Annotated in this window: 20 protein-coding genes and 1 riboswitch; of the genes, 6 read left to right on the top strand and 14 right to left on the bottom strand. The window is 61.3% G+C overall.

Features of this window, described 5'->3' with window-relative positions; genetic code table 11:
- Nucleotides 1-338: 338 nt before the first annotated feature.
- The 9 genes from ACIPIZ_RS20560 to ACIPIZ_RS20520 form a co-directional block, all read right to left on the bottom strand.
- A complete protein-coding gene (locus ACIPIZ_RS20560) occupies nucleotides 339-1049 on the bottom strand; it encodes a membrane integrity-associated transporter subunit PqiC (RefSeq protein WP_122661076.1) in 711 nt (236 codons plus the stop codon).
- Between the two features lie 177 nt (nucleotides 1050-1226).
- A complete protein-coding gene (parC, locus tag ACIPIZ_RS20555) occupies nucleotides 1227-3491 on the bottom strand; it encodes a DNA topoisomerase IV subunit A (protein ID WP_401167075.1) in 2265 nt (754 codons plus the stop codon).
- A gap of 7 nt (nucleotides 3492-3498) precedes the next feature.
- A complete protein-coding gene (locus ACIPIZ_RS20550) occupies nucleotides 3499-4023 on the bottom strand; it encodes a TIGR02281 family clan AA aspartic protease (RefSeq protein WP_064388588.1) in 525 nt (174 codons plus the stop codon).
- Nucleotides 4020-5009 carry an esterase-like activity of phytase family protein gene (locus tag ACIPIZ_RS20545; RefSeq protein ID WP_064388586.1) on the bottom strand — a complete coding sequence of 330 codons (990 nt, stop codon included), beginning with the start codon at nucleotides 5007-5009 and terminating at the stop codon, nucleotides 4020-4022. Before ACIPIZ_RS20545 ends, ACIPIZ_RS20550 begins: the two co-directional genes overlap by 4 nt.
- Nucleotides 5009-6916: a DNA topoisomerase IV subunit B gene (parE, locus tag ACIPIZ_RS20540; protein ID WP_105705912.1), complete on the bottom strand. Its 1908-nt coding sequence runs from the start codon at nucleotides 6914-6916 to the stop codon at nucleotides 5009-5011. Before parE ends, ACIPIZ_RS20545 begins: the two co-directional genes overlap by 1 nt.
- A gap of 41 nt (nucleotides 6917-6957) precedes the next feature.
- Nucleotides 6958-7566: a YqiA/YcfP family alpha/beta fold hydrolase gene (locus ACIPIZ_RS20535; RefSeq protein WP_064388584.1), complete on the bottom strand. Its 609-nt coding sequence runs from the start codon at nucleotides 7564-7566 to the stop codon at nucleotides 6958-6960.
- Between the two features lie 289 nt (nucleotides 7567-7855).
- Nucleotides 7856-8671 (bottom strand): 3',5'-cyclic-AMP phosphodiesterase, encoded by an 816-nt coding sequence (cpdA, locus tag ACIPIZ_RS20530; RefSeq protein ID WP_064387811.1) that lies wholly within the window; start codon nucleotides 8669-8671, stop codon nucleotides 7856-7858.
- Nucleotides 8672-8770: 99 nt separating this feature from the next.
- A complete protein-coding gene (locus tag ACIPIZ_RS20525; protein ID WP_064117171.1) occupies nucleotides 8771-9223 on the bottom strand; it encodes a DUF1249 domain-containing protein in 453 nt (150 codons plus the stop codon).
- Nucleotides 9214-9831, bottom strand: a complete 618-nt coding sequence (locus ACIPIZ_RS20520; protein WP_064387810.1) for an NUDIX domain-containing protein — start codon at nucleotides 9829-9831, stop codon at nucleotides 9214-9216. The genes ACIPIZ_RS20525 and ACIPIZ_RS20520 overlap by 10 nt, the downstream gene beginning before the upstream one ends.
- Before the next feature lie 227 nt (nucleotides 9832-10058).
- Between ACIPIZ_RS20520 and ACIPIZ_RS20515 the strand changes: the two genes are divergently transcribed.
- Nucleotides 10059-10805: an RsiV family protein gene (locus ACIPIZ_RS20515; RefSeq protein ID WP_064387809.1), complete on the top strand. Its 747-nt coding sequence runs from the start codon at nucleotides 10059-10061 to the stop codon at nucleotides 10803-10805.
- Here ACIPIZ_RS20515 and cytX read toward each other — a convergent pair.
- Complete coding sequence (gene cytX, locus ACIPIZ_RS20510; protein WP_008079251.1) at nucleotides 10774-12066, bottom strand: putative hydroxymethylpyrimidine transporter CytX; 1293 nt, start codon at nucleotides 12064-12066, stop codon at nucleotides 10774-10776. The two genes, ACIPIZ_RS20515 and cytX, sit on opposite strands and share 32 nt — an antisense overlap.
- Nucleotides 12067-12213: 147 nt before the next feature.
- Entirely contained in the window at nucleotides 12214-14103 is a 1890-nt protein-coding gene (gene thiC / locus ACIPIZ_RS20505) for a phosphomethylpyrimidine synthase ThiC (protein ID WP_401167067.1), read from the bottom strand.
- Nucleotides 14104-14249: 146 nt separating this feature from the next.
- A riboswitch (TPP riboswitch) is annotated at nucleotides 14250-14355 on the bottom strand.
- Nucleotides 14356-14561: 206 nt separating this feature from the next.
- On the opposite strand from thiC, the gene ACIPIZ_RS20500 reads away from it, so the two are divergent.
- On the top strand, nucleotides 14562-15995 hold the full coding sequence (locus tag ACIPIZ_RS20500; RefSeq protein ID WP_064387806.1) for a TolC family outer membrane protein: 1434 nt from the start codon (nucleotides 14562-14564) through the stop codon (nucleotides 15993-15995).
- Nucleotides 15996-16108: 113 nt separating this feature from the next.
- Here the strand turns inward: ACIPIZ_RS20500 and waaA are convergent, their stop codons facing one another.
- Nucleotides 16109-17383, bottom strand: coding sequence for a lipid IV(A) 3-deoxy-D-manno-octulosonic acid transferase (gene waaA, locus ACIPIZ_RS20495; protein WP_064387805.1), 1275 nt, complete (start codon nucleotides 17381-17383; stop codon nucleotides 16109-16111).
- A gap of 11 nt (nucleotides 17384-17394) precedes the next feature.
- Nucleotides 17395-18291, bottom strand: coding sequence for a LysR family transcriptional regulator (locus ACIPIZ_RS20490; protein WP_064387813.1), 897 nt, complete (start codon nucleotides 18289-18291; stop codon nucleotides 17395-17397).
- 108 nt (nucleotides 18292-18399) lie between these two features.
- On the opposite strand from ACIPIZ_RS20490, the gene ACIPIZ_RS20485 reads away from it, so the two are divergent.
- The 4 genes from ACIPIZ_RS20485 (at nucleotide 18400) to ACIPIZ_RS20470 (ending at nucleotide 21915) form a co-directional block, all read left to right on the top strand.
- Nucleotides 18400-18732, top strand: a complete 333-nt coding sequence (locus tag ACIPIZ_RS20485) for a multidrug efflux SMR transporter (RefSeq protein ID WP_105705923.1) — start codon at nucleotides 18400-18402, stop codon at nucleotides 18730-18732.
- 198 nt (nucleotides 18733-18930) lie between these two features.
- Nucleotides 18931-20106 carry an NAD(P)/FAD-dependent oxidoreductase gene (locus tag ACIPIZ_RS20480; protein WP_401167061.1) on the top strand — a complete coding sequence of 392 codons (1176 nt, stop codon included), beginning with the start codon at nucleotides 18931-18933 and terminating at the stop codon, nucleotides 20104-20106.
- Nucleotides 20103-20915 carry an aldo/keto reductase gene (locus tag ACIPIZ_RS20475; RefSeq protein WP_236428616.1) on the top strand — a complete coding sequence of 271 codons (813 nt, stop codon included), beginning with the start codon at nucleotides 20103-20105 and terminating at the stop codon, nucleotides 20913-20915. The genes ACIPIZ_RS20480 and ACIPIZ_RS20475 overlap by 4 nt, the downstream gene beginning before the upstream one ends.
- 31 nt (nucleotides 20916-20946) lie before the next feature.
- The gene (locus ACIPIZ_RS20470) at nucleotides 20947-21915 is read left to right on the top strand and encodes a hypothetical protein (RefSeq protein ID WP_064387802.1); all 969 of its coding nucleotides are present in this window, start codon (nucleotides 20947-20949) and stop codon (nucleotides 21913-21915) included.
- An 85-nt stretch (nucleotides 21916-22000) separates the two neighbouring features.
- Here the strand turns inward: ACIPIZ_RS20470 and hldE are convergent, their stop codons facing one another.
- On the bottom strand, nucleotides 22001-23422 hold the full coding sequence (hldE, locus tag ACIPIZ_RS20465; RefSeq protein WP_064387801.1) for a bifunctional D-glycero-beta-D-manno-heptose-7-phosphate kinase/D-glycero-beta-D-manno-heptose 1-phosphate adenylyltransferase HldE: 1422 nt from the start codon (nucleotides 23420-23422) through the stop codon (nucleotides 22001-22003).
- Nucleotides 23423-23437 lie beyond the last annotated feature (15 nt).

Below are 23437 nucleotides of genomic sequence, written 5' to 3'. Positions count from 1 at the left end.
GATATTCCAGAGCCACACCGACCTGCCCCTGCCCTACGGAATCCATAATCGCCAAGCTCTTTCAGGTCGATGCATAGCGCCAGACACCTCGGTCAGTCCCCTTTCCTTCCGGAAGAGGGGACTGACCCGGGGATATTCCAGAGCCACACCGACCTGCCCCTGCCCTACGGAATCCATAATCGCCAAGCTCTTTCAGGTCGATGCATAGCGCCAGACACCTCGGTCAGCTCCCTCTCCCTCGGGGAGAGGGCTGGGGTGAGGGGCTTTTGATCTTTCACGCAGAACCCCAGACACAACAAAGCCCGCACAAGGCGGGCTCTGTTTGATTCGATCCGGCGTTAGAAGCGGAACACTTCCATATCCGTACGAATCGGCGAAGCCATCGGAATCTTCGGCTGCTTCTCGGCTTCCGCCGCCGGCGCGGCCGGTTTTGGTGCCGATTTACGCGGTGCCTCGGCCACCGGAGGCTGATTGGCCAGTGGCTTGAGTGCCACGGACAATTGCTCGGCCAGACGCTGCAGCAAAATGCCCTGCGCCTGCACCTGCGAAGCCGTGCTGCCGGCATGCAGCTCTTGCAGATGGACGATACGGTTATCGCGCACCTGACCACGACGATCGATCAATCGCCATTGCGCATCAAGGATCGCCGGTTGTTTCTCGCCGGAGTCCAGACGCGTGATGGTCAGCAACACCTGCACATCCGGGGTAAACCCACTGGTGGCCGGTGCCAGCACCACACGCTGGCTGTCGAGATGACCTGCAACCTGACGCATCAACAGCTGGTCAATATCCGACGAAAGACTACCGGCCCAACGACCGTCGGTCGCCGCCTGCAGACTGCCGTCCGGCTGACGTTGCAGCAATGTTTCACGTTGCAGGTAGTCGGCCAAGACCACCGGCCCTAACAAAACCGCCATGCCTGCGCTTTGCGCAGGCTGAACCGGACTTCCGCTGTCCAGTTGATACAGCGACACCGGCTGGTGAACGCTGCAACCCGCCAGGCCCAAAACGCCGGCGAGCAGAAAAATAAGGGGGCGCAGAGCAGTCATCATCCCGTCCAGGTGGCCGCCACAAGGCTGACCACAGTGAAAATACTCAATAAATATGAAGAACGCTCGGCCACGCCGGCGCTTGGAAAGGGCATATCATCCGTGAATATGCGTTCCGACTCCAGCGCCAAAGCGTCGATCTACGCGTTAAATCGTGGATCGACGCCTCTAGGACGCCTAATTGAGGTTTTCGACGAGCAGCGCATCGACCCGTTGGAAGCCACGCGGAAGCTTGTTACCACGTCGACCGCGCTCACCTTTGTAGTGTTCGAGGTCTTCAACCTTCAGCGACAGGGTCCGTTTTCCGGCCTGCAGCACCAGGGTGGCGCCTTCCGGAATGACGGCGATGTCCGTAACATATTCTTCGCGACTGGCCACCCGCTCACCGGAAATACCGATGATCTTGTTGCCTTTGCCCTTCCCTAATTGTGGCAGATCGCTGATTTTGAAGATCAGCAGGCGACCTTCGGTCGTCACCGAGGCCAGCCAGTTCTGCTCGCGATCAGCCACCGGACGCGGCGCAATCACCTTGGCGTTGTTCGGCAGACTCAACAAAGCCTTGCCGGCCTTGTTCTTGGCTTGCAGGTCTTCACCTTTGACGACGAAACCGTAACCGGCGTCGGACGCGATCACGTACAACGCATCGTCTTCCGGCATCAGCACGCATTCAAACGTCGCACCCGGCGGTGGCGTCAGACGACCGGTCAACGGTTCGCCCTGGCCACGGGCCGACGGTAACGTGTGCGCGGCGACCGAATAGCTGCGGCCAGTGGAGTCAATCACCACGGCAGACTGGTTGGAACGCCCCGCCGCCGAAGTTTTGAAGCCGTCGCCAGCCTTGTACGACAGGCCGGTTGCGTCGATGTCGTGGCCCTTGGCCGAACGGATCCAGCCCTTTTCCGACAGCACGACGGTAACTTTCTCGTTCGGCAGCAGATCGTGCTCGGTCAGCGCTTTCGCTTCGGTACGTTCGACGATCGGCGAACGGCGATCATCGCCATAGGTTTCGGCGTCTTTCAGCAGTTCGGTGCGCACCAGCTTCTTCAGCTTGGCTTCGCTGCCCAGCAGCGCTTGCAGCTTGGCTTGTTCTTTAAGCAGTTCGTCCTGCTCGTCGCGCAGCTTCATCTCTTCCAGTCGCGCCAACTGACGCAGACGGGTGTCGAGGATGTAGTCGGCCTGAATCTCGCTGAGGGCGAAACGCTCGATCAGCTTGGCTTTCGGGTGTTCCTCGGTACGAATGATGTGGATCACTTCATCCAGGTTGAGGTAAGCGATCAACAAACCGTCCAACAGGTGCAGACGACGCTCGACCTTGTCGAGGCGGAATTGCAGGCGGCGACGCACGGTCTGCACGCGGAATTCCAGCCATTCAACCAGCAAGGCGCGGAGGTTTTTCAGCTGTGGCTTGCCGTCCAGACCGATGATGTTGACGTTGACCCGGTAGGTCGACTCCAGCTCGGTGCTGGCGAACAGGTGCTGCATCAGCGCGTCGTGATCAACGCGGCTGTTGACCGGAATGATCACGATGCGGCACGGGTTTTCGTGGTCGGATTCATCGCGCAGATCAGCGATCTGCGGGGCTTTCGACGGTTTCGCCTGCATCAGCGCGGCGATCTGCTCCAGCACTTTCGCACCGGAGACCTGGTGCGGCAGCGCGGTGACGATGATGTCGCCGTCCTCGACGTGGTACACGGCACGCATGCGCACCGAGCCCTTGCCGGTTTCGTACATTTTCAGCAGGTCGGCGCGCGGCGTGATGATTTCCGCTTCGGTCGGATAGTCCGGGCCCTGAATGTGCTCGCAGAGCTGCTCGACCGTGGCTTTCGGCTCATCGAGCAAACGCACGCAAGCGGTCGCCACTTCACGCAGGTTATGCGGCGGCACGTCGGTGGCCATGCCCACGGCGATGCCGGTGGTGCCGTTGAGCAGAATGTTCGGCAGACGCGCCGGCAACACCAGCGGTTCCTGCAGGGTGCCGTCGAAGTTCGGGCCCCAATCGGCAGTGCCTTGACCCAGCTCGCTGAGCAGCACTTCGGAATAACGCGACAAACGCGCTTCGGTGTAACGCATGGCGGCGAAGGACTTCGGATCGTCCGGCGCACCCCAGTTACCCTGACCGTCGACCAGCGTGTAGCGATAGCTGAACGGCTGGGCCATCAGCACCATCGCTTCGTAGCACGCCGAGTCGCCGTGCGGGTGGAATTTACCGAGCACGTCACCGACGGTACGCGCCGATTTCTTGTGCTTGGAATCGGCGTCCAGCCCCAACTCGCTCATCGCATAAATGATGCGACGCTGTACCGGTTTCAGGCCGTCGCCGATATGCGGCAGAGCACGGTCCATGATCACGTACATGGAGTAGTTGAGGTAGGCACTTTCGGTGAAGTCGGCCAGCGAGCGGCGTTCTACACCGTCCAGGCTGAGATCAAGGGGGTTGCTCATGCAGGCCTCATCGGTTCGTTGTCTGGCGCAGCAGCATGGTGCCACCGCGCTGAGTAAATTCAAGTTTGTTCAGGGCGCTCATGCCAAGCAGCACCTGATCGCCATGCAGCCCCGGCGCCACCAGTGCGCGAACATCCCGCAGCACGATGTCGCCCAGTTGCAGGCGGGCAATTTTTGTCCGGTAGCCCTGGCTCAGGCCATTGGCCGTGCTCAGGGTCACACCGAAACCTTCTTCCAGCTTCAATCGCTTGGCCAGATCCGCCGGGATCGCCACATCGGTTGCGCCGGTGTCGAGCATGAACTCGACCGGTTCGCCGTTGATCTGACCGCTGGCGACAAAATGCCCTTGGGCGTTGCCCGCCAGTTTCACTTCGATAAAACCTTCGCCTTGCTGCGAACTGACCACCACATTCGGATTCTGCTGACGCTGCTCCCACTGGCCAAAGAACCGCGTAGCCAGAAACAGCGCCGCGCACCACGCCAGAATCATCAGCACGCGACCGGCGCGCTTGCCCGGCGGTTGCTGGCTCACGGCTTGGCGCTCCAGCCACCGTCAGGTGCGGCGAAACGCCAGACGATCGGACGTTTTTCGCCGTCGGCACGGACGCCGTCATTATTGTCGAGGCCGATCCATGCGCCCTGCGCATCCACCACCAGCGCTTCCGCCAGGCCATAGGCCTGGGAATAGCGGCGTTGCGGCTGCAAAGCGTCTTCGGCGTACGACCAGCATTGCTCGACCTTAGCGGTTACTGCATCGCGGCGGCAGATCTGAAAGGCATTACGCTCAAGGGTAAACAGCTTGCCATTGAACAGCGACAGGTCAGCAAAATCGCGAGTCACGGCGCGCGCCTTGGGAAACTGCGACGGCTGCATTTCGACCCCGGCTTCGCTGAGCAGCACGCAAGCACCGTCGCAATCCCAGACCGTTTGCTGGCGCTTGATCTTCAGCAGGCCGCGACGCTCGCGCTCGGCCGCCAACCACAACTGATCGCCCGCCGGATTGATCGCCAAGCCCTCGAACAACGCATTGAAGTGCAGCAACATGCCACTGGCCCGGGCTTCTTTCACCAGCATCGGCGAGATTTTCAGCCACGACGCCGGGCCTTGAGGTGGCACTTGCAACACGGCTGCATGCGCCTCGCTGACGATGTAGCGGTTGCCGGCGCTGTCGCAGGTGATGCCTTCGAAGTCCAGCTCGCCACCACGGATAAACGACGCCGCCCAGGTACGCGAGCTGAGGCCCCACGGCAAGCCGCTTTCAGGCACCGGCGGGACGTCGATGTGCACGGTTTCGGCCTGCCAGACCTGATCGCGGGTATCGAGACGGTAAATCTGATCGTCATCGCGATCAGACACCGTCCACAACTCATTGCCGCACAACGCCAGCCCCGACAGGTTGCCGCCGCGCATGCCGTCGACCGGATGCTCGGCGAGCAGGCGCAATTCCTGTATCGGCTCGGCCGACACGCTCATTGAACTCAGCAGCAAGGCTCCCGCCAAGGCCCAGCCAAACTGCATCAGGTCAGCACCTCGGCGAGGTTGCCTTTGGATTCGAGCCAGGTCTTGCGGTCGCCGGCGCGTTTCTTCGCCAGCAGCATGTCCATCATTTCCGAGGTTTGTGCGTAGTCTTCGCCCAGCGTCAATTGCACCAGACGCCGAGTGTTCGGGTCCATGGTGGTTTCGCGCAGCTGCGGCGGGTTCATTTCACCCAGCCCCTTGAATCGGGTGACTTGCGGCTTACCGCGTTTCTTCTCGGCGACCAGGCGGTCGAGAATGCCATCGCGCTCGGCTTCGTCGAGGGCGTAGTAGATCTCTTTGCCCAGGTCGATGCGGTACAGCGGCGGCATGGCGACGTAGACGTGACCGGCATCCACCAGCGGGCGGAAATGCTGGACGAACAAGGCGCAGAGCAATGTCGCAATGTGCAGACCGTCGGAGTCGGCGTCGGCGAGGATGCAGATCTTGCCGTAGCGCAGCTGGCTCATGTCCGCCGCGCCCGGATCGACACCGATGGCCACGGCGATGTTGTGCACTTCCTGGCTGGCGAGCACTTCGCTGCCGTCGACTTCCCAGGTGTTGAGAATCTTGCCGCGCAACGGCAGGATCGCCTGGAACTCCTTGTCCCGCGCTTGCTTGGCGGAACCGCCGGCGGAATCACCTTCGACCAGGAACAGCTCGGAACGCATCGGGTCCTGCCCGGCGCAATCCGCCAGTTTGCCCGGCAACGCCGGGCCCTGGGTGACGCGCTTACGCTCGACTTTCTTGCTCGCCTTGAGGCGGCGGCCGGCGTTGTTGATCGCCAGTTCAGCCAGCGCCAGACCGGTTTCCGGGTTGGCGTTGAGCCACAGGCTGAAGGCGTCCTTGACCACACCGGAGACGAACGCCGCCGCTTCACGCGACGACAGACGTTCTTTGGTCTGGCCGGAAAATTGCGGCTCCTGCATTTTCATCGACAGGACGAACGCGATGCGCTCCCAGACGTCTTCCGGCGCCAGCTTCACGCCGCGCGGCAGCAAGCTGCGGAATTCGCAGAATTCGCGCATGGCATCGAGCAAGCCCTGACGCAAACCGTTGACGTGGGTACCGCCCTGCGCCGTCGGGATCAGGTTGACGTAGCTTTCCTGTACCGCATCGCCACCTTCCGGCAACCACAGCAGCGCCCAGTCGACCGCCTCTTTGTTACCGGCGAAAGCGCCGCAGAACGGCTCGTTCGGCAGGCGTTCGAATTCGCTGACGGCATCGACCAGATAGGAGCGCAGGCCGTCTTCGTAATGCCATTCGACTTTCTCGCCGGTGCCTTTGTCTTCGAAGCTGACCAGCAGCCCCGGGCACAGCACAGCCTTGGCCTTGAGCACGTGCTTGAGGCGGCTGATGGAGAATTTTGGTGAATCGAAGTATTTCGGGTCCGGCGCGAAGTACACGCTGGTACCGGTGTTGCGCTTGCCGACAGTACCGACGATTTCCAGCTCGGTGGCCTTGTAGCCATCGGCGAAAGTCATCTGGTATTCGTTGCCATCACGTTTTACACGTACGCGGACTTCGGTCGACAAGGCGTTGACCACGGAAATACCCACACCGTGCAGACCGCCAGAGAACTGGTAGTTCTTGTTGGAAAACTTGCCGCCCGCATGGAGTTTGGTGAGGATCAGTTCGACGCCCGACACACCCTCTTCCGGATGGATGTCGACCGGCATGCCACGGCCGTCGTCGCTGACTTCCAGCGAGTGGTCGGCGTGCAGGATGACCTGCACCGATTTGGCGTGGCCGGCCAAGGCTTCGTCGACGCTGTTGTCGATGACTTCCTGGGCGAGGTGGTTCGGCCGACTGGTGTCGGTGTACATGCCGGGGCGTTTGCGCACCGGGTCGAGGCCCGAGAGGACTTCGATGGCGTCGGCGTTATAAGAGCTAGCGCTGGGAGTGGCCATAGGGTCTCGTCGTCAGTCATTCATGAAATAGGGGCAAGACTTCACAGTGCGGTGAAATCGATTGCCGAATACACATCGGCGCCAATGCCGGCAAAACTCAGCAGCGCCGGCAATTGCCCGGCAAAACCCTGAAAACTGTGGTCGCCGCCGGCCTGAATGCGCAAGGCACAGGCGCGGTAATACTGCTGGGCGAGGCGATAATCCAGTGTTTCATCGCCAGTCTGCAACCATACCTGATAGCGCTGGCCATCCTGCGGCGCAGGCACTTCCAGTTCGGCCAGGGCCGTGACGTGGTCGTGGGTCAATTCCCAGGTTTCATCGGTATACAGGTTTTTCTGCGTGCCCAGATAGCCGTCGAACATCCGGTGCGGGCTGACCGCCGGGTTGACCAGCAGGGCTTTCAGACCATGGCGCTCGGCCAGGTGAGTCGCATAGTAGCCGCCGAGGGAGCTTCCCACCAGCAGCGGGCTGCCCAGCTCGGCGATTGCTCGCTCCAACTGACCGATGGCTTCGCGCGGATGGTGATGCAGGGCCGGAACACGCAGTTGCTCGCTCAAACCCAGTTGCTCCATCACCGTTACCAGCTGACAGGCCTTTTTCGAGGCCGGGGCGCTGTTGAAACCGTGGATATAGAGGATCGAACCGGACATTTGAGCTCCCTGAGTGTCGGTTTGGGTTTGCGGAGTTTACAGGGAGAGAAGATTGGATTGGGGGGTGGTTTCGAGAAATTGGTCATTCAGCAGGAGCGGCCCTCACCCTAGCCCTCTCCCGGAGGGAGAGGGGACCGAATGGGGGATATTTACGAACTACATCGACCTGAACGCCTTGCTGTGAATCCATAATCGACAACGCTGCTTCAGGTCGATGGATAGCGAAAGACACCTCGGTCGGCCCCCTCTCCCTCCGGGAGAGGGCTGGGGTGAGGGGCTTTTGATTCGATCAGTAGCCGTTGGAACCGTAATCAACCGTGAAGGCAAAACCGCTGACGCGTTCGACGCCGGTTTCCAAGCGACCATCCGGTAACAACCGCAACCAGCGATACCCCGGCGCCTGCTCGCCGACCTTGAAGTCCTCACTGCCCGGCTCGAACTGAATGCAGGTCGACGGCGATGCCATCAGGCGCACGCCGTTGCGCTCGCGATCAAACGCCTGATGCACATGCCCCCACAACACCGCACGAGCCTGTGGAAAACGATCCAGCACTTCGAAAAACGCGTCTGGATTGCGCAGGCCGATAGGCTCTGCCCACGCACACCCGATCGGCACCGGATGATGGTGAAAGCACACCAGATGATGGCGTTCCGGCGCTTCGCTCAAAGAGCGCGCGAGTAGTTGCAGTTGATCGTCCTGCAGATACCCCGGCACCGAGCCCGGCACTGCCGAATCCAGCAGCGTCACCCGCCAGTTGCCGATATCGACCACCGGCTCCAGCAGCGTGCTCTGCACGGCGGCCTGGGCCATTATCATCGGTTCGTCGTGATTACCGGGAATCCACCGCGCCGGCGCATCGATCTGCGTGCTCATCTGACGAAACTGCTGGTACGACTCCAGCGTGCCGTCCTGCGAGATATCCCCGGTGGCCAGAACCAGGTCGATCTGCGGCTGCTGCCCCAGTACCAGCTCAATGACTTTTTGCAGGCTCTCGCGGGTATTCATGCCCAGCAGCGTACCGTCCGCGTCAGCGAACAAATGGCTGTCGGACAACTGCACCAGCAACGCCGGATCGGCGGTGGTCAACGTGGATACGCTCGGCAAGGCGTTCTCCCAAGGCAAAAGCACGGAATCGATCGAGTGCCGCAATTATGCTGGGGGATCAGTAAAAGAGGAAACCGTCGAACCGGACGCAGTTCACAACTAGCGTACGACTTCGTACTCATGCCCCAACGCCAGGCAATGACTCAGCCATTCCCCCAGGAACAGATTGAGCTGGGCCTTTTCATCCGGTTGATGCATGGCCGCGTTCGGATAAGGATAGATGCCGCGAAAGCGTCGTGCATGTTCGGCGCTGACCACTTCGGCCATGCGTGCGTCGTGATAGACCTGCACTTCCAGTTGCGGCACCGGCAACCACGGCAGGCTGTGTTCCTGGCGCACTTGCAACGTCGTGGTGTATGGGCAGGTTTGCAGCACTTCGAGGGCCAGCACGCCGAGCATCTGCTCGCCTTGAGTCACGGCGATGCGCCGCGCCTCGGGCTCGTTGCGCATGTCCGGAACCAGTCGCATCAGACGCGCGTAGTTGGCCTCGCAGGCGGCTTGCAGCCCCGCGAGGTCGACTCGATAGCGATCGCGCAACTTGTTTACGACCATAACCCCCTCACTTCGGCGCGGTTCAGCGCCAGCCACTGCAAGGCGATGATGCTCGCCGCATTGGCAATGCGTCCGTCACGGACGGCCTGCAAGGCATCTTCAAAGGCCCAGACCGTGACGCGGATATCTTCTGCCTCTTCTTCCAGACCATGCAGGCCGCCAACGCCTTCGGTGCTGCAACGCCCCAGGTACAAGTGCACGAATTCGTTGCTACCGCCCGGCGACGGGAAATACTTGGTCATCGGCCACAGGGCCTTGATGTCCAGCCCAGCTTCCTCCTGCGCCTCGCGGTGAGCAACTTCTTCCGGTTGTTCATCCTTGTCGATCAGACCAGCGACCAGCTCGACCAGCCACGGATTGTCGGTCTTGCCCATGGCGCCGATGCGAAACTGCTCGATCAACACCACTTCGTCGCGCTGCGGATCGTACGGCAGCATGCACACGGCATCGTGGCGGACAAATATTTCACGGTTGATTTCGCGGCTCATGCCACCGGCGAACAATTCATGGCGCAGGTGAACACGGTCGAGCTTGTAAAAGCCCTCGTAGCATTTTTCGCGCCGCACGATATCGACGGCGGTCGGAATGGCGTTGGCAAAATCAGTCATGAGCATCCTCTTTACTGCAGATCCATTACGAGGTTGCTGTGTGTGACTGGCAACCTCGACTTCGCGCCATCCTAACGCGCCCGCACGGTTTGATGCAGCCCCTTTACCGTCAGCGGGATGGACGGTGGCGGCGAAACGCACTCTAATTAGCTTAGTGGCGAACTGACTGCTTCGTGGAGAGTCGAAGCGGTAACTTTTTGCCTTCCCTTGCTTTCGAAAGGACGCCCATGTCGCTTTTCAAAATTGCCTCCGTGGCCGCCATCGCCCTGACCCTGGGCGCGTGCGCCAGCCTGTTCCAGCCCAACTACCGCACGCCGCTGGAAACCACCCGCGATGCGTCGGAACAACTGAAACCCGGTTGTTCCAACCCTGACTGCCCACTGGTGAACATCGACACCCTGCGCTTCCCGGCCGAACCTGCGCTGGACGGCATCATCGAAAAACGTCTGCTGCAAATGACCCGCACCGAGAAAAACGCGCCGGTGGCGCCCACCCTGGCGGCCTATCGCGAGCAGTTTCTGGCCAGCGCCGGCCCGCGCAACAGCAGCTACCTGCAAGCAAAAGTACGCGAACAGCATGACGGCTTGGTGATCATCGAGGTGTCGAGCTACCTCGACACCGGCGGCGCGCATGGCACACCGGGTCGCGGTTTCATCAACTATTCGCGCCAGCAGCACAAGGTGCTGAACCTGTCCGACATGTTGCTGCCAGGTCAGGAAGACGCATTCTGGAAAGCGGCGCAGGTGGCGCACAACAGCTGGTTGATCAGCACCAAGCTCGATCAGGAGCCGGAGTTCGTGGCGAACTGGCCGTTCGTGAAAACCCCGAACGTGGCGCTGACCTATGGCGGCGTGATCCTCAAGTACGACGTGACCACCATCGCGCCTTACGCGCTGGGCCACGTCGAACTGAAGATTCCTTATCCGCGTCTGAACGGCATTCTCAAGCCCGAGCTGTTTCCCGGCCGTAACTGAAGGCCCGACCGAGTACTAGCTGCAACAGCCCTGCCAGCACCAGCGCCGGCAGGGTTGCGCCGACATCCGGATACAGATTCGCCAGCAAATGGTAGGTGCTCACGCCACCCAGCCACGCCAACAACGCCGGCCAGCGCAACGCGGCTGACGCGACCTGAGCACTGCGCTTGCGCAGGATGAAGTGATCGACCAGCACCACGCCGAACAGCGGCGCAAACACCGAGCCGATCAGCAGCAGGAAATTCTGGTACTGCGCCAACGGCGCCAGCAGGGCGATCAGCGTGCAGATCACGCCTATGGCCAAGGCCAGATGCTCGACTTTCAGGCGCAACAGAATCCCGCTCGAAACCGCTGCCGAGTGAATGTCGGCGAAGGCGTTTTCCGACTCGTCCAACAGAATCAGTAGCAACGGAATGCCCAGCCCAGCCCCGGCCAGTGCCAGCAACAGCGCGTTGACTTCACCGCTTGGCGCGAAGGCCAGGGTGTAGGCGACGCCGAGGCTCATCAGCCAGAAGTTGCCGATGAAGAAACCGACGGCGGTACCGCCGAAAACATTCTTCGCACGCTTGCCGAAACGCGAGTAGTCGGCGATCAGCGGCAGCCACGACAGCGGCATCGCGATAGCAATGTCGAAGCCCACGGCGAACGGCATCGAACCGTCACCGGCACGCGACCAGAGATCGGCCAGATCGGCTTTGGCAAACAGGTTCCAGGTCAGCCAGATGCACGCTGCCAGCAGCAACCAGATGCCCCACTTGCGTAGAATCTGCCGGACGAAAGTCAGCGGCCCGCTGACCGCCAGCAACGTCGCGAGGGCGCCGAAAAACAACGTCCACAACACTGGGTTCGACCACAGCGAACCTTCGCTGAACGCGCGGGTGCCGAGCAGGCTCGCAGCGTCGCGCATGACGATGATTTCGAACGAGCCCCAACCGATCAGTTGCAGCAAGTTGAGCAGCGCCGGCAGGCTCGCGCCTTTGCTGCCGAGGCTGAGTTTCAGCGCGGCCATCGAAGACAGACCGGTATCGCTGCCGATCACGCCGACGGCGGCCAACAGCAGCACGCCGACCAGCGTGCCGAGGAAAATCGCCAGCAGCGAACCGGACAGGCCCAAGCCTGGCGCGAGCAATGCACCGGTCTGCAAAACCATCAGGCCGATGCCGAGGGAAAACCACAGGGAAAACAGATCACGACCGCCGAACACACGCTTGTCGGCGGGCACGGCGAGGTCGGGGGAATAAGTGCTGGGTTGAATGCTCAAGGGTGTTATCTCAGAGGGACATTTTTGTTGTGTTGTGATCGTTCCCACGCTCTGCGTGGGAATGCCTCTAGGGACGCTCTGCGTCCAGTGACGCGGAGCGTCACGGGCTGCATTCCCACGCGGAGCGTGGGAACGATCAGTACGGGGTCAAACTTTCTTGTACAGCTGACTGCCTTCCTTCTTGAACCGCTCGGCCTGTTCCGCCAGGCCTTGGGCAACGTCCACGTCGACCGCATCGATGCGCTGGTTGGCCGCGTACTCGCGGACTTCCTGGGTGATCTTCATCGAGCAGAATTTCGGCCCGCACATCGAACAGAAATGCGCGACCTTGGCCGAATCCTTCGGCAGGGTTTCATCGTGATACGAACGGGCGGTGTCGGGGTCGAGACCGAGGTTGAACTGGTCTTCCCAACGGAACTCGAAACGCGCCTTGCTCAAGGCGTTGTCGCGAATCTGCGCGCCCGGATGCCCTTTGGCCAAGTCCGCCGCATGCGCCGCGATCTTGTAGGTGATGATCCCGGTCTTCACGTCATCCTTGTTCGGCAGGCCCAAGTGTTCCTTCGGCGTCACGTAGCAAAGCATCGCGCAACCGAACCAGCCGATCATCGCCGCACCGATACCCGAGGTGATGTGGTCATAGCCCGGCGCGATGTCGGTGGTCAGCGGGCCGAGGGTGTAGAACGGCGCCTCGTCGCAGCACTCCAGCTGCTTGTCCATGTTCTCTTTGATCAACTGCATCGGCACGTGGCCCGGGCCTTCGATCATGCACTGCACGTCGTGCTTCCAGGCAATCTTGGTCAGCTCGCCGAGGGTCTCCAGTTCACCGAACTGCGCTTCATCGTTGGCATCGGCAATCGAGCCCGGACGCAGACCATCGCCCAGCGAGAAGCTGACGTCGTAGGCCTTCATGATTTCGCAGATTTCGTCGTAGTGGGTGTAGAGGACGTTCTCTTTGTGGTGCGCCAGGCACCACTTGGCCATGATCGAGCCGCCACGGGAAACGCTGCCGGTCACGCGCTTGGCGGTCAACGGCACGTAGCGCAGCAACACGCCGGCGTGGATGGTGAAGTAGTCGACGCCCTGCTCCGCCTGCTCGATCAGCGTGTCGCGAAACAGCTCCCAGGTCAGGTCTTCGGCGACGCCGTTCACTTTTTCCAGCGCCTGATAGATCGGCACGGTACCGATCGGCACTGGCGAGTTGCGGATGATCCATTCGCGGGTTTCGTGGATGTGTTTACCGGTGGACAAGTCCATCACGGTGTCCGAACCCCAGCGAATGCCCCAAGTCAGTTTCGCCACTTCTTCTTCGATCGAAGAACCCAGCGCGCTGTTGCCGATGTTGCCGTTGATCTTCACCAGGAAGTTACGGCCAATGATCATCGGTTCCAGTTCAACGTGGTTGATGTTGGCCGGAATGATCGCGCGACCACGGGCGATTTCTTCGCGGACGAATTCGGCAGTGATTTCTTTCGGGATGCTTGCGCCAAAGCTGTGGCCGGCGTGTTGCTGCGTCAACAGGCCGGCGGCGCGGGCCTCTTGCAGCTTCATGTTTTCGCGGATGGCGACGTATTCCATCTCGGCGGTGATGATGCCTTTACGGGCGTAATGCATCTGGCTGACGTTGGCACCGGCCTTGGCGCGGCGCGGGTTGTTGACGTGGGCGAAACGCAGCTTGGTCAGCTCGGCATCGGCCAGACGCTGTTGGCCGAAGTTGGAGCTCAGGCCTGCCAGGCGCTCGGTGTCGCCACGGTCATCGATCCACGCCGAACGCACGTCGCCCAAGCCTTTGCGCACATCGATCACCACGTTCGGATCGGTGTACGGGCCCGAGGTATCGTAGACGGTGACTGGCGCGTTGATTTCGCCGCCGAAGTCGGTCGGGGTCACATCGAGGGTGATTTCGCGCATCGGTACGCGGATGTCCGGGCGCGAGCCCTGAACGTAGACTTTTTGCGAACGGGTGAACGGCTTGACCGATTGTTCGTCGACCTTGGCCGAGTCACTCAGGTTGATCGCGTTTTTTGATTTTGTAGTCATCACGGGCTCTCCAGACAGCATCCAGGCAGTGGATTGTCGGAGCAGAACCTGAAAGGCACGGACGCACCAGGACCGGTGCTGTGCATCGTCGTCGAGCGTTCGATTGTCGAACAATTTCCCGGACGAAGCACAAGAGGACTCGCCGGGTGACGAGAAATCTTGTTCCCTACGCAGGCGCTAACCTGATCAGGTTCAACGGGATCCGAAATTATTCGATCTCAGCCTCATAGCAAGGCACCCCGACAAGAACCCGGCCAGTCTAGACACAACTGGCAAAGAACGCCAACACCGCAGCAATCACCATGATGAATGGCGCAAATACAGGGGCTTGGCCGATTGTTGTGAACCGATTGCGCAACTACACTCGCCTTGCCCCGCCACGCCTTGACGCTGCGGGGCCTGCGCCGTACCTTTGGCGCCCGGATTACTTCCATAATATTAATGCTAGGGATCGCCTCATGCTGCGCAAACTCTCACTGGCTGTTGCCGTGTCTTGTGCGTCCAACGCAATGGCCTGGGCAGCAGAAGCGCCCTTGTCGACCAAAACCGATCTGGTCAGCGTCTATCAGGAAGCGGTCGACAACAATGCCGATCTGGCCGCTGCGCGCGCCCAGTACGGCGCGCAGAAAGAAGTGGTGCCGCAGGCCCGCGCCGGGTTGCTGCCGAATCTTTCCGGCGGTGCCGAGACCGCCAACGTGCGCACCTCGATCGATCAGCCCTCGGCCATTGCCAATCGCAGCGCGCACTCGTATCAGGCGACCCTTGCGCAACCGTTGTTCCGCGCCGATCGCTGGTTCCAGTACCAAGCGGCCAAGGACGTCAATGAGCAAGCGGCACTGCAACTGTCGGCGACCGAGCAGAATCTGATCCTGCAATCGGCCGAAAGCTATTTCAACGTGCTGCGCAGCCAGGACAACCTGGCCTCGACCAAGGCTGAAGAAGCCGCGTTCAAGCGCCAGCTCGATCAGTCCAACGAGCGCTTCGATGTCGGTCTGTCGGACAAGACCGACGTCCTGCAATCGCAAGCCAGTTACGACACCGCACGCGCCAACCGTATCGTCGCCCAGCGTCAGGTCGATGATGCGTTTGAAGCGCTGATCACCCTGACCAACCGTCAGTACAACTCGATTCAAGGCATCGTCCATTCACTGCCGATCCTGCCGCCGGCGCCGAATGACGCCAAGGCCTGGGTCGATACCGCAGCGAAACAGAACCTCAATCTGCTGGCGAGCAATTTTGCCGTCAGCTCGGCCGAGCAAACCCTGAAGCAGCGCAAGGCCGGCCACTTGCCGACCCTCGACGCCGTGGCCAAATACGAAAAAGGTGACAACGACGCCCTTGGCTTCGGCAACCCGAATTCATTCGGCGCGCCTTACGGTGGCAACGTCGAACAGAGCACGGTCGGCTTGCAACTGAACATCCCGATCTACAGCGGCGGGCTGACCAGTTCGCAGGTGCGCCAGTCTTACGCGCAACTGGATCAGAGCGAGCAGCAGCGCGAATCCCTGCGTCGGCAGATCGTCGAGAACACCCGCAACCTGCATCGCGCGGTGAACACCGACGTCGAGCAGGTCCAGGCGCGCAAGCAATCAATCATTTCCAACCAAAGCGCGGTGGAAGCCACGGAAATCGGTTATCAGGTGGGTACGCGCAATATCGTTGACGTGCTCGATGCGCAACGTCAGCTGTACACCTCGGTGCGCAACTACAACAACACGCGTTACGACTACATTCTCGACAACCTGCGCTTGAAACAGGCAGCGGGGACGTTGAATCCGGGGGATCTGGAAGATCTGCGGCGTTATCTGAAGGCCGACTACAACCCGGACAAGGATTTCCTCCCGCCGGATCTGGCCAAGGCAGCCGAAGCGCAGCTCAAGGCCCGCCCTTAAAAAGCAAAAGATCGTCCGATCGCGGCCCGAGCCTGCGGCAGCTCCTACAGGAAAATGCATTCCAATGTAGGAGCTGCCGCAGGCTCGGGCCGCGATCGGACGATCTTTTTGCTTTATTTGATCAGTCGGCCCAAGCCATCCAGCAACCGCTGCAACGCGCCCTGATTACGGCGCATCACTGCCAGCCCGGCCTCGGCCATGCGCTGTGCATCACGCGGCAGCTCGAACAGTCGCTGCACCTCCACCGCCAACCCTTCGGCATCATCCACTTCCGCCAACGCCCCGGCTTCACGCAGCTGCGCCGCAATGTCGAGGAAGTTGAACAAGTGCGGGCCGCAGATCACTGGTTTCGCCAGTGCTGCCGGCTCCAGCAGATTGTGCCCGCCGTTCGCCACCAGGCTGCCGCCAACAAACGCGCTGTCCGCCAGTGCGTAGAGAAACAGCAATTCGCCCATGGTGTCGCCGAGCAGCACTGACGTTTGCGCATCGACATCGACCCCGGTCGAACGCCGCACCGTGGCGAAGCCTTCGCGCTGGCACAGCTCGAACACCGAATTGAAACGCTCGGGATGACGCGGCACCAGAATCAGCAGCGCGTCCGGGTGATTGGCCAGCAAGCGACGATGGGCATTGAGTACCACCTCGTCTTCGCCTTCGTGAGTGCTGGCGGCGATCCACACTGGGCGCTCTTGCGCTTGCCATTGGCCGCGCAAATCAGCGGCGCGCTGCAGTAATTGCGGGTCGATGGTCAGGTCGAATTTGATCGAACCGGTGACATCGACTGTTTCCGGACGCGCGCCGAGATCGCGGAAACGCTGGGCTTCGGCTTCGGTCTGCACGGCGAACAGGCTCATCTCGGCAAGCATCGGCGCGGTGAGTTTGCTGAAACGGCCATAGCCTCTGGCGGAGCGCTCGGACAAACGCCCGTTGGCCAGCGCCACCGGAATGCCGCGCTTGGCGCACTGGTGAATGTGGTTGGGCCACAACTCGGTTTCCATGATCACCGCAAGCTTCGGTTGCGCGCGATCCAGAAAGCGCGCCGCTGCACATGGCAAGTCATACGGCAGGTAGCAATGCTGGATGCGCGGCTCGTTGGCGAACAACGCCTGAATCCGTTCCGAACCGGTCGGGGTCATGCAGGTCACGGTGATCGGCAGTTGTGGGTAACGCTGCAGCAAAGCGCGAATCATTGGCGCGGCGGCGATGCTCTCGCCAACAGATACCGCATGTACCCAGATGCCACCCGGTTGCAGCGCCGGCATCCCGTAAGAGAAACGTTCGCCGATACGCTTGGCGTACGCCGGCGCCTTGCGCGCCCGCAGCCACAGCCGAATCGCCACCAATGGCAGCCCCAGATAAAACAGCGCGGTGTAGAGAGTTCTATTCATGGCGGCGGAGTTTATCGACTTTTGTCGCCGATCGCGCGCAAGTGCACGGCAAAACGTTCGGCCAGCCACCTCGCGGCCGGGCCAAGGGGCTCGTCGCGGCGCCAGACCAATTCGACCACCAGCGCCGGCGGCGTCCATTCACTGTCGAGTTCGACCATCAGGCCGTGATACGCCGAGTATTGCACCACATGCCGGGGCAGCCAGGCCCAGCCAAGGTCGCGCACCAGCCACTCAGCCATCACATAGAAACTGTCGGCGCGCCACACCTGCGGGCTGGCCGGCTCGTTGCCCGGATAGACGCTGGTTTGTGTCGACATCAACAACTGCCGGTGTTGCGCCAGTTGCTCGCAGGTCACGTAGGACTGTTTGGCCAGCGGATGATTGATCCCGCAGACCGTGACCATTTCCACGCTGCCGAGCACGCGCCGCTCCAGCGCCTCAGGGATTTCATCGTGATAGAACAGCAGGCCGAGATCGGCGCGCCGCTCCACCAGTTTGCGCGCGACTTCACCTTGGGCGGCGCTGGTCAGTTGCACTTCGAGACTGGGGAATTGCTCGGCGAGGGCGCCGAAACTTTCCACCAGCGCCTGATACGGCATCGCCTCGTCCTGGGCGACGCGCAGTTGCGCTTCCTGGCCACGCATCATCGCCATGGCACGCCCGTTAAGGCGTTCGCACTGGCGCAGCACTTCCCGTGCTTCTTCGAGCAGCGCTTCACCTGCTTCGGTGAGGGTTGGCTGGCGGCCGCTGCTGCGCTCGAACAGACTGACGCCCAGATCGTCCTCGAGCATGGCAATCGCGCTGCTGACCGCCGACTGCGCTTTGCGCTGCTGACGCGCCACGGCGGAGAACGAGCGTTGATCGGCGACCGCGATAAATGTGCGTAATTGATCTAGATTCCACTGCATGCTGCGCGCCCAACCCATCTTTCCAACAGATAGGTAATGACTTTACCGCATCTGGAGAATCACTAGAATGCCGACCTCAGACAGTAACGCTCCACTTGAGGAATACACATGAACGCCTACGCCTACCTTGCCATCGCCATTTGTGCCGAAGTCATGGCCACCGTCTCGATGAAAGCGGTCAAAGGCTTCAGCACGCCGCTGCCTCTGCTGGTGGTGATCGTGGGCTACGCCATCGCGTTCTGGATGTTGATCCTGGTAGTGCGCACCGTTCCGGTCGGCGTGGCCTACGCGGTGTGGGCCGGGATGGGCATCGTCATGGTCAGCGTCGCGGCGCTGTTCATCTACGGGCAAAAACTGGATGTGCCGGCGATGCTCGGGATGGCGTTGATCGTGCTCGGCGTCGTCGTGATCCAGCTGTTCTCGAAAACCGCCGGCCACTAAAGACAAAACGCATCCCCCTGTAGGAGTGAGCCTGCTCGCGATAGCGGTCTATCAGACGACATAAATGTTGAATGACAGATCGCTATCGCGAGCAGGCTCACTCCCACAGGTTTGCATTCCCTCTGTTGATCATCGACAAATCCGCCTCTTTCCCGAGTCTGTATACTGCGCCCTCGTCTTGAACACTGAGGTCGCTGCATGCCATCCGTTATTTCCACCGACGTTCTGATTGTCGGCGCTGGTGTCGCCGGCCTCTGGCTGAATGCGCGTCTGCGCCGTCAGGGTTTTTCGACCGTGCTGGTGGAAAGCGCCAGCCTCGGCGGCGGGCAGACTGTGAAGTCGCAAGGGATCATCCACGGCGGTGCCAAATACGCGCTGCACGGTGCCTTGACGGGTGCTTCGGAAGCCATCGCCGACATGCCGCGCCGCTGGCGTGAAGCGTTGGCCGGCGACGGCGAGTTGGACCTGTCCGGTGTGCGCCTGCTTTCCGAGGCTCACTACCTGTGGTCGCCGGGCACACTGGCGGGCAACCTCACCAGTTTCTTCGCCAGTAAAGCCGTGCGTGGCCGGGTTGATCAGGTCAAGGGCGAGCAACTGCCGCCAGCCCTGCAAGACAAGCGCTTCAAAGGCAAGGTCTACCGCCTGGCCGAGCTGGTGGTGGATGTGCCGAGCCTGGTTCAGCGCCTGGCCGATCTGGCCGGCGATGGCTTGCTTGCCGGACAAATCATCGAGCCGCTGCTGGAAGCCGGTGTGCTGGTCGGCCTCAGAGTCGATGGCCGCGAGATTCGCGCACAACGTATCGTTCTCAGCGCGGGCGCCGGCACCGCGCAATTGCTCGAAACCCTGAACCTCAGCCGCCCGGCCATGCAACGCCGCCCGCTGCACATGATCATCGCCAAAGGCCCGGGGCTGAAGCCGCTGTACGCACACTGCCTGGGCGGCGGCACCAAACCGCGCATCACCGTGACCACGCACCCGGCGGCGGATGGCAACTGGGTCTGGTACATGGGCGGCGACATCGCCGAGAGCGAAGGTGTCCATCGCGAGCCCGCCGAGCAAATCGCCACCGCGCAAAAAGAAATCGCCCAGTTGCTGCCGTGGATCGACCTCAGCACCACGCAATGGGCGACCCTGCGGGTGGATCGCGCCGAACCACTGCAAACCGGGCTGACTCGCCCGGACCACGCTTTCCTTGCCGAAGAAGGTCGCCTGCTGGTGGGTTGGCCGACCAAACTGGCGCTGGCGCCAGATTTCGCCGACCGTGTGATCGCCGCCCTGCAACGCGACGGCATCCAGCCGCAGGCCCACCAACCGTTTCCGGCTTTGCCGCAGCCCCCGATGGGCGTTCCAGCCTGGGAGCAATTGCTGCCATGAGTATCGCCAACCTGCATGACTTGCACCGTCCGCTGGGCAGCACTGGCCTGATGGTTTCGCCACTGGGCCTGGGCACCGTGAAACTGGGCCGCGACCAAGGGGTGAAATACCCCAACGGTTTCCAGATTCCCGGCGACGACGAAGCACGGATGCTGCTCCGTCAGGCGCGCGAGCTGGGCCTCAACCTGATCGACACTGCCCCGGCTTACGGTCGCAGCGAAGAACGCCTCGGCCCGCTATTGCGCGGCCAGCGTCAGGACTGGGTGATCGTCAGCAAGGTCGGCGAAGAGTTTGCCGATGGTCTGTCCCACCACGATTTCAGCGCGACGCACACGCGAATGTCGGTCGAGCGCAGCCTGCAACGTCTTGAAACCGATTTTATCGATCTGGTGCTGGTGCACTCTGACGGCAATGACATGGCGATCCTCGAGCACGAAGAGGTGTACGCCACCCTCGCGGCGCTCAAGGCCGAGGGCAAGATTCGTGGCTTCGGCTTCTCCGGCAAAACCGTCGAAGGCGGCTTGAAAGCATTGGAGCAAGGCGACTGCGCGATGGTCACCTACAATCTGAACGAACAAAACGAGAAGACTGTCATTGACTATGCTGCTGCGCACGGCAAAGCCATTCTGGTGAAAAAAGCCTTGGCCAGCGGTCATGTTTGCCTGAGCCCGGGCGTGGACCCGGTGCGCGCCAGCTTTGAATTGCTGTTCGCCCAGCCTGGCGTGGCCAGTGCTATTGTCGGCACGATCAATCCGCTGCACCTCGCCCACAACGTTGCGACCGTTGCCCAGGTCCTTCGTGGTCACTGACGCCGCTTCGCGGCCTTAAGCAGGAGCCGATATGCCGCGCACGCTCATCAGAAAGAACCCGAGCAACTTCAAGACCCTGCCATTGTTCGTCGAAGCCACGCCCGAAGGCCTGACCTACCAGAGCGTTGGCATGCCGCTGAATTTCACCCAGACCCTGCAACGGCGCAAACCGGTCAGCGTAGCGGACGCCGAGCGCTTTGCGCTGGAGCTGGCCAACCTTGGGGTATCGGTGCGCCTGACCCTGCACTGGCAGAATCGCGACTATTGGGTTCTGGTGCGCCAGCGTCGGCAGGATCGCGGCGACGTGGTGCTCAAGCTGATTTCCGGTTATGTGCCGGCCCACGAGCTGAACATTCCCCTGCACACCGCCATTCAGGAAATTGCTGAAGAGTGCCTGCTGGAAACTCCGGAAGGCTGGCTTGGCGGGCGTTTCAATGACACCTGGCTGCCAGCGCCTTATGCGACGGCCCTGCATTATCGCGAAGCCCTGCCTTTTCGCCTGACGCCACTATCCGGTTCGGCGCGCCCGGTGCGCTGCGCCAATCTGCAACTGCAGGAACGCCCACGGGCGTATGTGCATCTGCCCACTGCTTCACTGCAATTGATCTACGACCTGCGACTGGAAGTGCCCAAGGAAGCCAAATCCTTGAGCCTGTTTCATGTCGATGAGCGGCTGGAAGGTGATCAATTGGTGGCGCGGCTGGATCGTAAACGGCCGGATCTGTACCTGATGCCATTGCAGGACGGCGAACCGCTGCCTGAGTTGTATACGTTGAAAAAGGGTCAGTTGTACCCGGCAGGCACTCGCGGTCTGTATCTGGCCGAGAGCTTCGCCAAACAGGATGGCTGGCTGGTGCGTGAGGAGCGGATTCGCTGGAAGGACTGGCTGCGCCAACAGGGGCTCACGCCGCCGGAGAAGGCGACTGGTCTGGCGCGGTTGCGCGGCAAGGCCAGGCAACTGCTGAAAAAAATCGTACCGCGCAAGAAAGTGAATTCCTGAAAGCAAAAAGATCGCAGCCTGCGGCAGCGCCTACATTGGAATGTATTTCCCTGTAGGCGCTGCCGCAGGCTGCGATCTTTTGACCTTAATGACCGCGGATTTTTTCCACAATCGCCGTGGTCGAGCTGTTTTCAACCAGCCCCAGCACTTTTACCGTACCGCCATAGGCCGTGACGATATCGGCGCCGACCACCTGATCAATGCCGTAATCCCCGCCCTTGACCAGCACATCCGGCTTGACCTCGCGCAGGAGGTTTTCCGGGGTACCTTCCGGGAAGCTGATCACCCAGTCCACCGCACCGAGGCCGGCGAGCACCGCCATGCGCCGGTCGACGCTGTTGATCGGACGGCCAGGACCTTTAAGACGGCTGACGGACGCGTCATCGTTGATCGCCACGATCAGACGGTCGCCCTGTGCGCGCGCCTGTTCGAGGTAGGTGACATGGCCGGCATGGAGAATATCGAAGCAGCCATTGGTGAAGACGATGCGCTCGTTATGCGCACGGGCATCGGCCACCGCCAGAATCAGTTGCTCCAGGCCCAACACACCACGCTCGGAGCCTTCTTCGCGCTGGATGGCACGACGCAGTTCCGGCGCGCTGATTGCCGCCGTACCCAGTTTGCCGACGACGATGCCCGCCGCCAGATTGGCCAGAGCCACGGCGTGAGGTAATTCTTCACCGGCCGCAATCGCCGCCGCCAGCGTCGAAATCACCGTATCACCAGCACCCGTCACGTCGAACACTTCACGGGCGCGGGCCGGCAAGTGCAACGCCGGATGATCCGGGCGCAACAGGGTCATGCCGTGCTCGCCGCGAGTGACCAGCAGCGCACCGAGATCGAGGTCGTGCATCAGGGCTGCGCCCTTGCTCACCAACTCGTGCTCGTCGGCGCAACCGCCGACGATGGTTTCGAATTCACTGAGATTCGGCGTGATCAGGCTAGCACCGCGATAGATCGAGAAATCCTTGCCCTTGGGATCGGCCAAAACCGGAATACCCTTGGCACGCGCTGCCTGGATCAAGGCCTGATGATTTTTCAACGCGCCTTTGCCGTAGTCCGACAGCACCAGCACCTTGATGCCTTCGAGCAGGTCATCGACCTGCGAGGCCAGGGCCAGGGCATCAGTGGCGAACGGTTCTTCAAAGTCGATACGCAGCAATTGCTGGTGCCGGCTCATGACCCGCAACTTGACGATGGTCGGCTGATGCGCAATGCGCTGGAACAACGCGCGTACGCCCGCACCCTTGAGACTGTTGCTCAGGCTGTCGGCGGCTTCGTCATCGCCGGTCACACCGACCAGCGACGCCGGCGCACCCAGAGCGGCGATGTTCAAGGCAACGTTGGCAGCGCCGCCCGGACGATCTTCGATTTGCTCGACTTTAACGACCGGAACCGGCGCCTCAGGGGAAATCCGTGAGGTACCACCATGCCAGTAACGGTCGAGCATGACATCGCCGACCACCAAGACAGGGGCTTGATCGAATCGCGGCATGGACAACTTCATGGAGCAACCCACATA

Source organism: Pseudomonas sp. NPDC087690, assembly GCF_044743175.1.
Taxonomy (GTDB): Bacteria; Pseudomonadota; Gammaproteobacteria; order Pseudomonadales; family Pseudomonadaceae; genus Aquipseudomonas.
This window is presented reverse-complemented; position numbering and strand designations above follow the sequence as displayed.

Excerpts from the sequence above, each read along its gene's own strand:
- ACIPIZ_RS20490 (WP_064387813.1), bottom strand. The coding sequence starts at position 18,291 with ATGCAGTGGAATCTAGATCAATTACGCACATTTATCGCGGTCGCCGAT.
- ACIPIZ_RS20475 (WP_236428616.1), top strand. The coding sequence starts at position 20,103 with ATGAGTATCGCCAACCTGCATGACTTGCACCGTCCGCTGGGCAGCACT.
- thiC (WP_401167067.1), bottom strand. The coding sequence starts at position 14,103 with ATGACTACAAAATCAAAAAACGCGATCAACCTGAGTGACTCGGCCAAG.
- ACIPIZ_RS20515 (WP_064387809.1), top strand. The coding sequence starts at position 10,059 with ATGTCGCTTTTCAAAATTGCCTCCGTGGCCGCCATCGCCCTGACCCTG.
- parE (WP_105705912.1), bottom strand. The coding sequence starts at position 6,916 with ATGGCCACTCCCAGCGCTAGCTCTTATAACGCCGACGCCATCGAAGTC.
- waaA (WP_064387805.1), bottom strand. The coding sequence starts at position 17,383 with ATGAATAGAACTCTCTACACCGCGCTGTTTTATCTGGGGCTGCCATTG.
- ACIPIZ_RS20545 (WP_064388586.1), bottom strand. The coding sequence starts at position 5,009 with ATGCAGTTTGGCTGGGCCTTGGCGGGAGCCTTGCTGCTGAGTTCAATG.
- parC (WP_401167075.1), bottom strand. The coding sequence starts at position 3,491 with ATGAGCAACCCCCTTGATCTCAGCCTGGACGGTGTAGAACGCCGCTCG.
- ACIPIZ_RS20480 (WP_401167061.1), top strand. The coding sequence starts at position 18,931 with ATGCCATCCGTTATTTCCACCGACGTTCTGATTGTCGGCGCTGGTGTC.
- ACIPIZ_RS20560 (WP_122661076.1), bottom strand. The coding sequence starts at position 1,049 with ATGACTGCTCTGCGCCCCCTTATTTTTCTGCTCGCCGGCGTTTTGGGC.
- ACIPIZ_RS20535 (WP_064388584.1), bottom strand. The coding sequence starts at position 7,566 with ATGTCCGGTTCGATCCTCTATATCCACGGTTTCAACAGCGCCCCGGCC.
- ACIPIZ_RS20470 (WP_064387802.1), top strand. The coding sequence starts at position 20,947 with ATGCCGCGCACGCTCATCAGAAAGAACCCGAGCAACTTCAAGACCCTG.
- ACIPIZ_RS20520 (WP_064387810.1), bottom strand. The coding sequence starts at position 9,831 with ATGACTGATTTTGCCAACGCCATTCCGACCGCCGTCGATATCGTGCGG.
- ACIPIZ_RS20485 (WP_105705923.1), top strand. The coding sequence starts at position 18,400 with ATGAACGCCTACGCCTACCTTGCCATCGCCATTTGTGCCGAAGTCATG.
- ACIPIZ_RS20500 (WP_064387806.1), top strand. The coding sequence starts at position 14,562 with ATGCTGCGCAAACTCTCACTGGCTGTTGCCGTGTCTTGTGCGTCCAAC.
- hldE (WP_064387801.1), bottom strand. The coding sequence starts at position 23,422 with ATGAAGTTGTCCATGCCGCGATTCGATCAAGCCCCTGTCTTGGTGGTC.
- ACIPIZ_RS20525 (WP_064117171.1), bottom strand. The coding sequence starts at position 9,223 with ATGGTCGTAAACAAGTTGCGCGATCGCTATCGAGTCGACCTCGCGGGG.